Raw genomic sequence first — 14,218 nt, forward strand, 5'->3', positions numbered from 1 at the left:
CCTCAGGCTTGGCGTCGGTGTCAGTTGGTCGGCAGCGCGGTGCAGGCGCTGCTCGTCGTACCGAAGCTCGCGCGGTTCGAGTTGCAGGTCCAACCGCGATACCATGTGTCGGTCGAGCCGTTGACCGCACCGACATAGCTTGTGTTGACCAGGAACGCGCTGCCCGACGGGTTGAGGCTGGTCGCGTTGAACGCAGTGGTCGTGCTCGACACGCCGGCGGGCAGGAACGTGCCGGTTACGGCCGAGCCGACTGCGGCGCTCTCGGTATTGTTGCTGCCGGCGCGGAAGATCGCCTGCTGCTCGTCGGTGGTCACGGTGATGCCGTTGACGGTGGTGGTCGCATAGGGCGTCAGGCAGCTGAAGACGACCGAGTTGAACACCGGCGGGCCCTTGTCCTGCAACGTCGTCAGCTCGGCCGGACGGATGGTCGTTTTGCCCCCTGCATCGGCGCCGGCGATGATGTTCAGGCAGGCGCTGTTCGGGTTGCTGACGATGCCGTTGACGAAGGTTGCGTCCGCACCGCCACGCAGACGGATCGCCGCGTTGGTCGCGGTCGACGTCTCGATGAAGGTGAAGTTGGCAAGCGTGTAAGCCTGGCGTGGCAGCGCGTCTTCCGAACCGTTCGAGTCGATTTCGGTCGAGTAGTTGTCGGTCTGCGTGTTGTTCGGCTTCTGGATCGCTAGCACGAACTGGACGAAGCCCTGCCAGCCGACATCGGTATCCAGGCCGTCATCGTCCGAGCCGGTCAGCGCCAGATAGCGCAGGTTGCTGCGACCGCCGAAGATTTCAATACCGTCGTCCGAGCTGTTGTGGACCTGGATGTGATCGAGCGTCGTGCCCGAGCCGGTGCCGCCGAGCGTCAGACCCTGAAGCTCGTTGTTCGGGCTGATAACGGTGCCCGAATAGCGGATCTGAACGTAACGGACGCTGCCGCTGCTGTCGGTCGGCGTCGCGCCGCCGTACAGCGCGGTGCTGGTGCCTTCGACGACGTTCTCGCACGCCACGTTACCGCCGGGCACGGTGTTGTTGCAGTTCGAGATCGGCGCGCGGCCGGCGAGGATGATGCCGCCCCACAGACCCTGCGACTCGTCGGTGACGCCGCCGGTCAGGTTCGCCTGCGCGGTGAAGATGATCGGCTGGGTCTCGGTACCCTCGGCGATCAGCTTCGAACCGCGGTTGACGACCATATAGTCGTTATCGGCGTTGGTCGTGTTCGCGTATACCAGCGAGCCCGCTGCGATCGTCAGCGTCGTAGCGATCCCGCCCGGCTGCGTGCCCGCGCCGCCGATGTCGACACCGACATCGACGCGGCCGTTGATTTCGTAGGCGACGCCCGCGACCTTCGGCAGGCTCAGCGCAGAGGTGATCAGCGTCGGCAGGCGGCACGAGCGGTAATTGCCGATGATGCCGACATCGGTGGTGCCGGTCGGGCACGACGTCGCGGGCGTCCCAGCCGTCGGGGTTGGCGTCGGCGTGGGCGTCGGGCTTGGCGTCGGCGTACCCGGTACGACGATCACGCCTTCACCCGGCGAGGCGACGCTGTCCGCGCCATCGCAGGCCGAGAGGGCCATGCAGGCGGTGCCGGCGAGCAGAACAAGACTCGTGCGCTTGAAGATAGTCATTCGAGAGACTCCCGGTCGGATCGTTGATCTGATGGATCGACTCAGGCTCCCCCCTGCCGACCTCGATTAGGCGACTATGCGGGATGCGTGACGTTACGATGCGATTTGGATGACGCCGACGTGACTGTGATATGACGAAATGGTGACACCGCTTTCAGGCGTCGGTTGAAACCGGGAGTTTCGAACAGATCTCTTCCGATCCGGCGCGCGATGATTTACAGGCGCTGGCAGAGTCACCCGCGGCGCATTCCTGCGACCGCGCGGCCAGACCATCATTACAGGATATTTCGACAATAATGGCCTCTTTCAAGGACCCCAGTTTCCAGGACCGCACGAGCAGCGCAGCCGCCGCCAAGCAGAAGGCGCTCGAAGCGCTGCGTGCAAAGCCGCCGATCGACGAGGCCGTCGTCGCCGAGCGCCTCGCCGCGCGTGAAGCCAAGGAACTGGCCGAGCGTGAGAAGCGTGCCGCCAAGCGTGCCGCCGAGGATGCCGCCAAGGCTGCCAAGAAGGCCGAGGCCGAAGCGGCGGCTGCGAAGAAGCGCGAGGCCGAAGCCAAGGTCGAGCTGACCGACGCCGAGAAGAAGGCGATTCGCGACGCAAAATACGCGGCCCGCAAGAACAAGAAGAAGTAAACGCGCGCGTGGGCCTGCTGCGGCGGGCCCACCTCTCCGGCTCAGTGCAAGATCGCATCGCGCGATCGACCGTGCATGCGGCAATGTACGCACTCCCGGCCCCCGGCGCAAAAGCCCTCGCGCCGGATGCACATATCCCTCCTACATTTTCGAAAGCGCCCGACCGGCGACCGCATCGAGCTTGGCGACCAGCGCGGGATCGCGCGCGCCGCGCGCGGTAAGTATCGCGCTATCCAGGCAGTCGTCGATCGGCGACGCGAGCCGCGTCAATGGCAGGGTGCGCAACAGCGTCATGACCATCGCACGCGCCTTGGCCGCATTGGCGTCCAGCTGCGCGAGGACCTGCGCAACGTCGACCCCGTCCTCGTCTTCACGCCAGCAGTCATAATCCGTGACCATGCCGACCAGCGCGTAGGGAAGCTCTGCCTCGCGCGCGAGTTTCGCCTCGGGCATCGCGGTCATGCCGATCACGTCGCAGCCCCATTGGCGGTAGAGCCGGCTTTCCGCCCGCGTCGAGAATTGCGGGCCTTCCATCGCGAGGTAGGTGCCGCGCTCGTCGACTTGCGCCCCTGCGTCGCGCGCGGCGTCGGCGGCGTAGCGCGACAGGCGCCGACAGACGGGATCCGCCATCGAGACATGCGCGACCAAGCCGGTGCCGAAGAAGCTCGACGGCCGCCCCTTGGTGCGATCGATGAACTGGTCGACGACGGTGAAGCTGCCGGGCGGGCGGGTCTCGGCCAGCGAGCCGACCGACGACACCGCCAGAACGTCGGTCACGCCGAGGCGCTTGAGTGCATCGATGTTCGCGCGGGCGTTCAGATCCGACGGCGCGATCCTGTGCCCGCGTCCATGCCGCGGCAGGAATGCCACGCCGACATGCCCGACGCGGCCGGTATAGATGGCATCCGATGGCGTGCCCCAAGGCGTTTCCACCGTCTGCCAGCGTCCGTCCTCGATCCCGTCGACCGCGTACAGTCCCGAGCCGCCGATGATCCCGATCGTCCAGCCGGTCATTCGGCGAGCGCCCGTGGCCGCGCGTAGACGAAGTAGATCACCAGCCCGAGCAGGTTCCACACACCGAAATAAAGCTGTGTCTTCGAGGGCAGACTGAAGAACAAATACAGGCAGCCGAGGATGCCGATCGTACCCACCAACGTCGCCGCCGGCGCGCGGAAGGTGCGGATCGCGTCGGGTGCACGGCGGCGCATCACCAGCATGCAGGCGCATACCGCGACGAACGCGGCGAGCGTGCCGGCATTGGCCAGTGCGGCGATCTCGGCGAGCGGCAACAGCCCTGCGATCACCGCGACGATCGCCGCGGTGATCCAGGTGATGCGGACGGGTGCGCCGCGCTTTGAGACCTTGGCCAGGCTCAGGGGAAGCAGCCCGTCGCGGGCCATCGTGAAGAAGATCCGGCTCTGGCCGAACAGGAAGGCTAGCAGCACGGTCGGCAACGCAACCACCGCCGACGCGCCGAGGAAGGTCGCGAATCCCGGACGGCCGATCTCGCGGAGGATCAGCGCGAGCGGCTCGGCGCTGCCCGCGAACCGCGTGTACGACAGCGCACCGACGGCGGCAACCGCGACGAGGATGTAGATCGCGATGCACGCCACCATCGATCCGACGATGCCGATGGCGAGGTCGCGGCCGGGATTCTTGGTCTCCTCCGCTGCGGTGGAGATCGCGTCGAAGCCGTAGAAGGCGAAGAAGATGATCGCCGCCGCCGCCATCACGCCGCGCTCGGCACCGTCGGGCTGCACGGCCTTGGGGAAGCCATAGGGCATGAACGGATGGAGGTTGGCGCTGTTGAAATAGTGCAGCGCGATGAACACGAAGACCGTCAGCGCGATCATCTTCACGCCCACCAGCACCGCGTTCAGCGTCGCACTCTCGCGCGTGCCGAACGACAGCACGCCCGCGACGACCGCGATGATGAAAATCGCGGGGACGTTCAGTATGCCGCCAAGCTCGGGGCTAAGCGTCAGTGCCTCGGGAAAGCCGAACGCGCCGCGCAGCAATGGCGCGGCATAGCCCGACCAGCCGACCGCGACGGTCGACACGACGAGCGAATATTCGAGGATCAGCGACCAGCCGATCACCCAAGCGATCAGCTCGCCGAGCACGACATAGCTGTACGTGTACGCGCTGCCCGACGCCGGGATCATCGTCGCCATCTCGGCATAGGCAAGCGCGGCGCAGGCGCAGATCCCGCCGGCGATGACGAAGGACAAGATGACCGCGGGTCCGGCTAGCCCTGCCCCGACGCCGATCAGCGTCAGGATGCCGGTGCCGACAATCCCGCCGACGCCCATCGCGACCAGGTGCGGCCACGACAAGGTCCGCGCGAGCTGGTGCTCGGGCGGCTGCTCGGTGACGATTTTTCGGCGAAACAGACTGGCCACGTATATCCCCTCTTCTCGGCGGGGGAGTGGCACAGGACGGGATGGGCAGGCAAGGCGGGCGGTCGTTCGGCGCTGCCCCGTCTCGACCCGACGCTTGTACTCCCGCGTAGGCGGGAGCCCAGTCTGTGTCCCCGCCTTCGCGGGGACACATGCTAATTAACGGTGAGGTTCAGACCGTGAAGCTCTCGCCGCACCCGCACGCGCCCTTGGCGTTGGGGTTCTGGAACACGAATCCCGCGGTAAAGTCGTCCTCGACCCAGTCCATCGTCGAGCCGATCAGATACAGGATCGACCCGCCATCGACGAACAGCGTGCCGCCGGGCGTGTCGATCCGCTCGTCGAACGGCTTGGCTTCGGTGACGTAATCGACCGAATAGGCAAGCCCCGAACACCCACGCTTGGGCGTCGACAGCTTCACCCCGATGGCATCCCCGGGCGCGCGCGCCATCAGGTCGGCGATCCGCGCATGCGCCGTCCCCGTCAGGTTCAGCGCCGCCGGCCGTGCTCGCAATGTCGTCGCCATTCTTATTCCTTCCTCGATCAAAGTAGCACTTTGATCGATGCCTACAGCATGCCCAGTTCGAGCTTAGCCTCGTCCGACATCTTCTGCGGATCCCAGGGCGGATCCCAGACCAGGTTTACTTCGGCGAACCCGACTCCCGGCACCGACCCGACGCGCATCTCGACTTCCGCCGGCATCGATTCCGCGACCGGGCAGTTCGGCGTCGTCAGAGTCATCGCGACCACCGCATGCCCGTCCTCGGTCACCTCGACGCCGTAGATCAGACCCAGGTCATAGATGTTCACCGGGATCTCGGGATCGTAGATCTCCTTCAGCGCATCGATGATCGCATCATACACCGCGCCGCCCGGCTCACCAGGCGAGTCGACCTGCGGCTTCTGCGCCAGGAACCCGGCAAGATAGTCGCGCTTGCGCTCCGCATCGCCGTCGGTGTCGAGCACGACACGCGCCTTGGGCGGCGACTGCACCGCCTCGACTTCCTCGATCTCGAACCGATCGCTCATCCAAATATCCTCGTTACTCGCGCGATACCGCGCACCAGCGCATCCACGTCGGCAGGACCATTATACACGCCGAAGCTCGCCCGCGCCGTCGCCTCGACACCCAGCGCCTCCATCAGCGGTTGTGCGCAGTGATGGCCCGCCCGGATCGCGACGCGCTCTTCGTCCAATATGGTGCCGATGTCGTGCGGATGAACCCCCTCGATCGTGAACGAGACGATCCCCGCGGACTCCGCCGGGCCGTACAGCCGCACCGAATTGATCCCCGACAGCGCCTCGCGCGTCGCGGTCACCAGCGCAATCTCGTGCGCGTGGATCGCGCCAAGCCCGATGCTCTCGACGTAATCGATCGCCGCGTGAAGCCCGAGCGCACCGACGATATGCGGCGTCCCCGCCTCGAACCGGCCGGGCGCCGGCGCGTAGGTCGTCTTCGCGAACGACACCTTGTCGATCATCGACCCGCCACCCTGATAGGGCGGCATCGCCTCGAGCAGCTCGGGCTTCGCCCACAGCACCCCGATCCCGGTCGGGCCGTAAAGCTTGTGCCCGGAGAACACGTAGAAATCGCAGCCGATCGCCTGAACGTCGACCGCGATCCGCGGCACCGACTGGCATCCGTCGAGCAGGATCTTCGCGGCGACCGAATGCGCGATTTCGGTCGCGCGCTTCACATCGAGCACCGAGCCGAACACGTTCGAGACATGGCCAAGCGCGACCAGCTTGTGCGCCGGCGTGATCATCCGCTCCATCGCATCGAGATCGATGCGGTGGTCGGGGGTCAGCGGGATCACGTCGATCGCCGCACCAATGCGCTCGGCGACCATCTGCCACGGCACGATGTTCGAGTGATGCTCGAGCATCGACAACAGGATGCGGTCGCCCGCCTTCAACTGCTCGCCGGCCCAGCATTGCGCGACGAGGTTGATCGCCTCGGTCGCGCCGCGCACGAACACGATCTCGTCGGGCGAGCCTGCGCCGATGAACCGCGCGACAGCCTTGCGCGCCTCTTCATAGGCGACCGTCATGTCGGCCGAGCGCTGGTACACGCCGCGGTGCACGGTGGCGTAGGTCTCGCCGTACGCGCGCGTGATCGCGTCGACGACGACTTGCGGCTTCTGCGCAGTGGCGGCAGTATCGAGATACGCCCAGCCCTCGGGAATCGCCGGGAAGTCCGACACACGATCAAGACACTCCTCCCCGGCACGGGGAGGGGAACCGCGACGCGAAGCGGCGGGGTGGAGGGGGGCTTCCACAGACGCGGCGCCAAGTGGAGAACCCCCTCCACCAGCTGCGCTGGTCCCCCTCCCCGTGCCGGGGAGGATACTCATAATGCCGCCTCCAGCCATGCATCCGCGTCCGCGACAAACGCGTCGCGCACCGTCTCGTCCGCGATCTGCGCGAACGCATCGCCCACGAACGCGCGCGTGAGAAGCGCCTGCGCCTTGGCATGCGGGATGCCGCGGCTCTGCATGTAGAACAAAGCGCGCTGATCGAGCTCGCCGACCGTCGCGCCGTGCGCGCACTTCACGTCGTCGGCGAAGATCTCGAGCTCGGGCTTGAGATTGACCGTCGCGGTGCGCTTGAGCAGCAACCCGCGCAACGACTGCACGCCATCGGTCTTCTGCGCATCGCGCGCCACCTCGACGCGCGCCGCAAGGCTCGCGGTCGACGTATCCGCCGCGACCGCGCGCCAGATCTGCTTGCTCTGCCCGTTCAGCGCGGCATGCCGCACCGACACCGCGCATTCCTGCCGCTGGTCGTTTCGCGTCAGCAGAGCGCCGCCATACTCGGCGAACGCGTCGTCGCCCGACACGATGATCGCGCCATCGATCCGCGTGCCCGCATCGCCCGCGCCCAGCACCGTCGCGATCAGGCTCGCGCCTGCATGGATATCGACCTCGTCGCGTACCGACACGAAACCGGCCGTCTGCAACAGGCGCACCGCGCGCGTGAGCTTCGCACCGCTGCCGAGCGTCGTCCGCGTCGACCGGTTCGACCAGCCGGTGCCGACATAGGTCTCGACCACCGACGCGGTCGCGCCCTCGGCGAGGACGATCTCCGCGGGAAGATGGTTCTCGCCGCCGGTCGCGATGTGGACGATCTGGAGCAGCTCGGCGGCCGTGTCGCCCGCGACGCGGATCGACCAGCCGGTACCCGTCGTCCGGCGCCCGAGCACATGCGCGCCGCCATCGACCTGCACGAGTTCGACATGGCGCAGATCGCTGCGTGCCGCGTCGAGCACGCCATCGACGAACACCGCCCGCGCACCCGGCAAGTCCAGGAACAACGCATCGGCATCGAGCGCCGCACCCCGAGGCAATTCAGCCGCCGCCACGATCGCCGCCGGATCGCCCCAACGCCACGATTCCTCGCGCGTGGACGGGAGTTCCATCACCGCGGTCATTCGGCGCCCCTTGCGAAGAAGAGGGGTTCGCGCAGAGGCGCGGAGACGCGGGGAAGAAGAGGAGAAACGCCCGTGAGGGCTCTCGAATTCCGGTTCATGATGGCGCGCGGGAGCGTTGCCGAGGCGACGACTCCTCCGCGTCTCCGCGTCTCCGCGCGAACCCCCTTACTTCTATAAAAGCCTGCGGCGCGAAGGGAGATCATGCGGCGATCCCCACATAGCCTTCGCTCTCGAGCTGCTGCGCGAGTTCCTTGCCGCCCGACCGGACGATGCGGCCGTCGGCGAGAACGTGGACGAAGTCCGGCTCCACATAATCGAGCAGCCGCTGATAGTGCGTGATCAGCAGCACCGCCTTGTCGGGCGCGCGCATGATGCGGTTGATGCCGTCGCCAACGACGCGCAGCGCATCGATGTCGAGCCCTGAATCCGTCTCGTCGAGGATCGCGAACTTCGGGTTGACGATGCCCATCTGCACCATCTCGTTGCGCTTCTTCTCGCCGCCCGAAAAGCCGACATTCACCGGCCGCTTGAGCATGTCGTAATCCATGCCGAGCAGATCCGCCTGCCCGCGTGCGAGCTTCAGGAACTCGCCGCCGGTTAAGGCCTTCTCGTCCCGCGTCGCGCGCTGGGCGTTCAAGGCCTCGCGCAGGAACTGGACGTTCGACACACCGGGGATCTCGACCGGATACTGGAAGCCGAGGAACACGCCCGCCGCGGCGCGCTCATGCGCCTCGAGTTCGAGCAGGTCGACGTCGTCGAACGTCACCGATCCTGCCGTGACCTCGTAGCCGGGCCGCCCGCCGAGCACATAGCCCAACGTCGACTTGCCCGCGCCGTTCGGCCCCATGATCGCGTGCACCTCGCCCGCATTCACGGTCAGGGACAGGCCCTTGAGGATTTCCTTGCCGTCGATCTCGGCGTGAAGGTTTTCAATTTTCAGCATCGAATGTAGCCCAATTCCAAATCTCTAAATTCCGAAGCGCGCGATGCGCCGGCCGTGCCCCGTCATTCCCGCATGTGCGGGCATGACGGGCGGGGATCACCCCACAGACCCTTCCAGCGAAATCCCCAGCAGCTTCTGCGCTTCCACCGCGAACTCCATCGGCAGCTGCTGCAACACCTCACGCGCGAAGCCATTGACGATCAGCGCGACCGCCGCCTCCGCATCCAGCCCGCGCGACATCGCGTAGAAGAGCTGGTCCTCGGAGATCTTCGACGTGGTCGCCTCATGCTCGATCTGCGCGGACGGGTTGCGGACCTCGATATACGGCACGGTATGCGCGCCGCACTGGTCGCCCAGCAGCAGGCTGTCGCACTGCGTGAAGTTGCGCACGCCCTCCGCGGTCGGCGCGACGCGCACCAGCCCGCGATAGGTGTTGTCCGACCGCCCCGCCGAAATCCCCTTCGACACGATCGTCGAGCGCGTGTTCTTACCGAGATGGATCATCTTCGTTCCGGTATCGGCCTGCTGGCGATTGTTCGTCACCGCGACCGAATAGAATTCGCCGACCGATCCATCGCCCGCCAACACGCACGACGGATATTTCCACGTGATCGCGCTGCCGGTCTCAACCTGCGTCCAGCTGACCTTCGAATTCTTGCCCTGGCAGAGCGCGCGCTTGGTGACGAAATTGTAGATCCCGCCGACGCCGTTCTCGTCGCCCGGATACCAGTTCTGCACGGTCGAATATTTGATCTCGGCATCGTCGAGCACGACGAGCTCGACCACGGCCGCGTGCAGCTGGTTCTCGTCGCGCATCGGCGCGGTGCAACCTTCGAGATACGAGACGTAACTGCCCTTGTCGGCGACGATCAGCGTGCGCTCGAACTGCCCGGTATTCTCGGCGTTGATCCGGAAATAGGTCGACAGCTCCATCGGGCAGCGCACGCCCTCGGGGATGTAGACGAACGTGCCGTCGGAGAAGACCGCCGAGTTCAGCGTCGCGAAGTAATTGTCACGCTGCGGCACGACCTTGCCGAGCCACTTCCGCACGAGGTCGGGATATTCCTTGATCGCCTCGGAGATCGAGCGGAAGATCACGCCCGCAGCCTCGAGCTCCTTGCGGAACGTGGTCGCGACCGAGACGCTGTCGAACACCGCGTCGATCGCGACGCGGCGCTTCGGCGTGCCGTCTTCGTTGAGCGGATCCTCCACCACGCCCGCGAGCATCTTCTGCTCGCCGATCGGGATGCCGAGTTTTTCGTAGACGCGCAGGATCTCGGGATCGACCTCGTCGAGCGAGCCAAGCTTCGGCTTAGCCTTCGGCTCCGCGTAATAATACGCGTCCTGGTAATCGATCGGCGGGACGTTGAGCTTCGACCAGTCGGGCGCCTCCATCGTCTGCCAAAGCGCGAACGCCTTCAGCCGCCAGTCGAGCATCCACTGCGGCTCGCCCTTCTTGGCGGAAATGAAGCGCACCGTGTCTTCCGACAGACCCTTGGGCGCGAATTCCTGTTCGATGTCCGAGGAGAAGCCCCACTCGTACGTCTTGTTCGCGGCGGCGTATGCCTCTGCGTTCCGGGTAGCCATCATTCCATCTCCGCCGCAACGCGGCTCTCTAAAAACTCTGCGATCTCTGCGCCTCTGCGCGAACAAGAAATTTTGCGCGCGGAGGCGCAGAGATCGCGGAGAAAAGGGTTAGGCGCTGCGCGCGTCATGCGGGCACCGGCGAATTCGGGACTTGCGAAAGACTGGCGAGCGTCACGCCGGCGAGCGCGCCGCGGACCGCGCCGTTGACCGCGTTCCAGTGCGGCTTCACCTTGCACGTCTGATCGATGCAACAATCCTGCGCGGCACCGTCGACGCACGCGGTGAGCGCGATCGGACCCTCGACCGCCTCGATGATGTCGGCTAGCGAGATCGACGCGGGCGGTCGCGACAGGCGGAAGCCGCCGCCGGTGCCGCGCGTGCTCTCGATCAGCCCTGCGGCCGACAGCCGGCTTACGAGCTTCTGCACGGTCGGCAGCGGCACGCCGGTCTCTTCGCTCAGCAGCGTCGCGTTCAGCCGCGCGATACCGCCACAATGACGCGCCGCGGCGCTCATCATCACGACCGCATAGTCGGCTAGGCTGGAAAGACGCATGGTGGCTTGATAGTCCAATCGGAGCGATATGATCCGATTGCGCAAATGGGCGTTGCGCGAGTCGTCGTCAACCCGTCGACGCGTGCTAACGACTCGCAACTGGGGTGGGGTTTTCAAGCGATTTTTGACGTGAAGCCGAACCAGTGCGAAGAGCGCGCATGGCCTTCTACCACCCGCTTCTCTTCCGCCTCGACGCCGAACGCGCGCATGGCCTGACGATCGCCGCGCTTGCCGCATGGGGCAAGGCGGGCACCCCGCTCGCCCCACACGTCCCGCGGCTCGCGACGACCGTGGCGGGGATCGCGTTTCCCAATCCGGTGGGGCTTGCGGCGGGCGTCGACAAGGACGGCCGCGCCATCGACGGGTTCTTCGGGCTGGGCTTGGGCAGCGTCGAGATCGGCACGCTCACCCCACTGCCCCAGCCCGGCAACCCGAAGCCGCGGATCTTCCGCCTCCCCGAAGACCGTGCGGTCATCAACCGCCTCGGCTTCAACAATGGCGGCCTCGGCGAAGCGCTCGACCGGGCCAAGGCGCACAAGCGCGGCACGCGCGTGCTTGGCATCAACGTCGGCGCCAACAAGGACGCGGCCGATCGCACCGCGGATTACGTCCACGGCGTCACCCGTGCCGCGCCGCACGCCGATTTCATCACGATAAACATCAGCTCCCCCAACACCCCGGGCCTGCGCGATCTCCAGCATGGCGCGGCACTGCGCGATCTGCTCGCCGCCTGCACCGCCGCCAAGGGCACCACGCCGATCTTCCTCAAGGTCGCGCCCGATCTCGAGCCCGCCGACATCGACGACATCGCCCGCGCCGCGATCACCAATCGCATCGACGCGCTGATCGTCAACAACACGACGATCTCCCGCCCCGGCTTGCGCTCGGGCAATGCGAACGAAACCGGCGGCCTGTCGGGCGCGCCGCTCGCGCCGCTCGCCCGGCAGCGCCTCGCCGACTTTCGCAAGGCTACCGGCGCGGCGATCCCGCTGATCTCGGTCGGCGGCATCGGCAGCGGTGCGGAGGCCTATGCCCGCCTCCGTGCGGGCGCGAGCCTCGTCCAGCTTTACACCGCGCTGGTCTATGAAGGTCCGGGCCTGCCGGCGCGGATGCTGCGCGACCTCGACGCGCTGCTAACGCGCGACGGCTTCGCGACCGTCGCAGACGCGGTGGGGATCGACGCCTGACGACCCTCCCCGCCGGGGAAAGGATCGCGCGGTCTGACGGCGAGACGGCTTGCCTCATATTCCAACCGCGCTAGGCTCGCAGGTGATGAAGACCTCTCTCCTAGCTCTCGCCCTGCTCGTCCCCGCCGCCACCCAGGCGCGCCAATCCACCCCCGCACCGGCGAAAGACCAAGGCATGGTCAGTGCCGCCGATCCACGCGCGGCGGCGGCCGGCGTCGAGATCCTGCGCGCGGGCGGCAGCGCCACCGACGCGGCGATCGCGACGATGCTCGCGCTCAACGTCGTCGAGCCGCAAAGCTCGGGGATCGGCGGCGGCAGCTTCTGGATCAGCCATGCGGCCAGCGGCGCGCTCAGCACGATCGACGCGCGCGAAACCGCGCCGGCCGCCGCCGACGCGCGCTGGTTCTACGCCCCCGACGGCACCCCGCTCAGCCATCGCGAGGCGGTCCCCGGCGGTCGCAGCGTCGGCATCCCCGGTGCGCTGCGCGGCATGGCGCTAGCACACCGGGCGTCGGGCAAGCTCCCCTGGGCGCAGTTGTTCGCCCCCGCGATCCGCCTCGCAACCAACGGCTTCCAGGCCTCGCCACGCCTCGTCAACGGCATGTCTGCCTATGGCGACCACATCACGCCGGAGACTCGCAAACTCTTCTCCGCGCCCGACGGCGCGCCGGTCGCGATCGGCGCGACGATCAGAAACCCTGAGCAGGCCGCGCTTCTCCAGCGGATCGCGAGCCAGGGCCCCGACAGCTTCTATGTCGGCCCGCAGGCGCAGAAGCTCGTCACTGCGGTCAACACCGCCGCACGCAACCCGTCGAAGATGACGCTCGGCGACCTCGCCAGCTACGACGCCAAGAACCGCCCGCCCGTCTGCATCAAATACCGCGTCTACCGCGTCTGCGGGATGGGCCCGCCCTCGTCGGGTGGCATCACCGTGCTGATGATCCTCAAGCAGCTCGAACGCTTCGACATGGGCAAGCTCGGCAAGGACAGCGTGCAGGCGTGGCACCTGTTCGCCGAATCCTCGCGGCTCGCTTATGCCGATCGCGACCAGTACGTCGGCGATCCCGATTTCGTCCGCGTGCCGATCACGGGCATGCTCTCTCAAGGCTATCTCGCGTCGCGCTCGGCGCTGATCTCGCCCACGACGACGATGGCGAGCATCGCACCCGGCACGCCTCCCGGAGCCCCTGCCCGCGTCCGCGCGCCGGTCAGCGAAGTCCCCGGCACCACCGACCTCGCGGTCTCCGATGCGCGCGGCAACGTCGTCGAGGTCACGACCACGGTCGAGGGCTATTTCGGGTCGGGAATCACCGTCGACGGCACCGTGCTCAACAACCAGCTCACCGATTTCGACATCGTGCCCGAGAAGAACGGCGCGCTGGTCGCCAACCGGGTCGAGGGCGGCAAGCGGCCGCGCAGTTCGATGGCCCCGACGATTGTCTACGGCCCCGACGGCAAGGTCCGCCTCGCGGTCGGCGCGGCGGGCGGCTCGACGATCATCGCGCAGGTGGCCAAGGCGATCATCGGCGTGGTCGACTGGAAATTGTCGGCGCAGAACTCGATCGCGCTCGGCCTGATCTATGCTCCCGGCCAGGTCGCCGCGGTCGAGAAGGGCACCGAGCGCGAGGCGATGGTCCCCGCGTTGCAGGCGCTCGGCGAAACCGTGCAGGTCGCGGCGCTCGGCCTGAAGGCGAACGCGATCGAACGCGTCGGCGGCAAATGGGTCGGCGCGGCCGATCCGCGCAGCGAAGGCGTCGCGATCAGCCAGGACGGCACCGTCTCGCAGATCCAGCGTGTCGGCAAGCTGCAGCGCGCGCCGGAATGAAGAGCGGCGCGTCGTTTAGCCAGGCTGCCGGCGTCGGCAT

At 66.8% G+C, this 14,218-nt stretch carries 13 protein-coding genes; 3 read left to right on the forward strand and 10 right to left on the reverse strand.

Translation table 11 applies throughout. The features are described from left to right. Window positions 1-20: 20 nt before the first annotated feature. Window positions 21-1,622, reverse strand: a complete 1,602-nt coding sequence (locus ASF00_RS10215; RefSeq protein WP_055878168.1) for a hypothetical protein — start codon at window positions 1,620-1,622, stop codon at window positions 21-23. Between the two features lie 296 nt (window positions 1,623-1,918). Between ASF00_RS10215 and ASF00_RS10220 the strand changes: the two genes are divergently transcribed. Continuing rightward, on the forward strand, window positions 1,919-2,254 hold the full coding sequence (locus ASF00_RS10220; RefSeq protein ID WP_055878170.1) for a DUF6481 family protein: 336 nt from the start codon (window positions 1,919-1,921) through the stop codon (window positions 2,252-2,254). 141 nt (window positions 2,255-2,395) lie between these two features. Here ASF00_RS10220 and mtnP read toward each other — a convergent pair whose 3' ends face one another. From mtnP to ASF00_RS10265, 9 genes are all read right to left on the reverse strand, one after another. Then, window positions 2,396-3,268: an S-methyl-5'-thioadenosine phosphorylase gene (mtnP, locus tag ASF00_RS10225; RefSeq protein ID WP_055878172.1), complete on the reverse strand. Its 873-nt coding sequence runs from the start codon at window positions 3,266-3,268 to the stop codon at window positions 2,396-2,398. Next, entirely contained in the window at window positions 3,265-4,656 is a 1,392-nt protein-coding gene (locus ASF00_RS10230) for an amino acid permease (protein ID WP_055878174.1), read from the reverse strand. Before ASF00_RS10230 ends, mtnP begins: the two co-directional genes overlap by 4 nt. 169 nt (window positions 4,657-4,825) lie before the next feature. Continuing rightward, on the reverse strand, window positions 4,826-5,179 hold the full coding sequence (locus tag ASF00_RS10235) for a HesB/IscA family protein (protein WP_055878175.1): 354 nt from the start codon (window positions 5,177-5,179) through the stop codon (window positions 4,826-4,828). Between the two features lie 41 nt (window positions 5,180-5,220). Then, window positions 5,221-5,682 (reverse strand): SUF system Fe-S cluster assembly protein, encoded by a 462-nt coding sequence (locus ASF00_RS10240; RefSeq protein ID WP_055878177.1) that lies wholly within the window; start codon window positions 5,680-5,682, stop codon window positions 5,221-5,223. Continuing rightward, window positions 5,679-6,857: a cysteine desulfurase gene (locus ASF00_RS10245; RefSeq protein ID WP_055878179.1), complete on the reverse strand. Its 1,179-nt coding sequence runs from the start codon at window positions 6,855-6,857 to the stop codon at window positions 5,679-5,681. The genes ASF00_RS10240 and ASF00_RS10245 overlap by 4 nt, the downstream gene beginning before the upstream one ends. Before the next feature lie 146 nt (window positions 6,858-7,003). Further along, the gene (locus ASF00_RS10250; RefSeq protein ID WP_055878181.1) at window positions 7,004-8,083 is read right to left on the reverse strand and encodes a SufB/SufD family protein; all 1,080 of its coding nucleotides are present in this window, start codon (window positions 8,081-8,083) and stop codon (window positions 7,004-7,006) included. Between the two features lie 199 nt (window positions 8,084-8,282). Then, window positions 8,283-9,026 carry a Fe-S cluster assembly ATPase SufC gene (gene sufC / locus ASF00_RS10255; protein ID WP_055878183.1) on the reverse strand — a complete coding sequence of 248 codons (744 nt, stop codon included), beginning with the start codon at window positions 9,024-9,026 and terminating at the stop codon, window positions 8,283-8,285. Between the two features lie 96 nt (window positions 9,027-9,122). Then, window positions 9,123-10,613 (reverse strand): Fe-S cluster assembly protein SufB, encoded by a 1,491-nt coding sequence (gene sufB / locus ASF00_RS10260; protein ID WP_055878827.1) that lies wholly within the window; start codon window positions 10,611-10,613, stop codon window positions 9,123-9,125. A gap of 124 nt (window positions 10,614-10,737) precedes the next feature. Continuing rightward, window positions 10,738-11,166, reverse strand: coding sequence for an SUF system Fe-S cluster assembly regulator (locus tag ASF00_RS10265; RefSeq protein ID WP_055878185.1), 429 nt, complete (start codon window positions 11,164-11,166; stop codon window positions 10,738-10,740). A 158-nt stretch (window positions 11,167-11,324) separates the two neighbouring features. On the opposite strand from ASF00_RS10265, the gene ASF00_RS10270 reads away from it, so the two are divergent. Next, entirely contained in the window at window positions 11,325-12,353 is a 1,029-nt protein-coding gene (locus ASF00_RS10270; protein WP_055878188.1) for a quinone-dependent dihydroorotate dehydrogenase, read from the forward strand. Window positions 12,354-12,438: 85 nt separating this feature from the next. Then, window positions 12,439-14,178 carry a gamma-glutamyltransferase gene (gene ggt, locus ASF00_RS10275; protein WP_200910519.1) on the forward strand — a complete coding sequence of 580 codons (1,740 nt, stop codon included), beginning with the start codon at window positions 12,439-12,441 and terminating at the stop codon, window positions 14,176-14,178. Window positions 14,179-14,218: the final 40 nt, after the last annotated feature.

It is taken from the genome of Sphingomonas sp. Leaf34 (assembly GCF_001421805.1).
Classification (GTDB): domain Bacteria; phylum Pseudomonadota; class Alphaproteobacteria; order Sphingomonadales; family Sphingomonadaceae; genus Sphingomonas.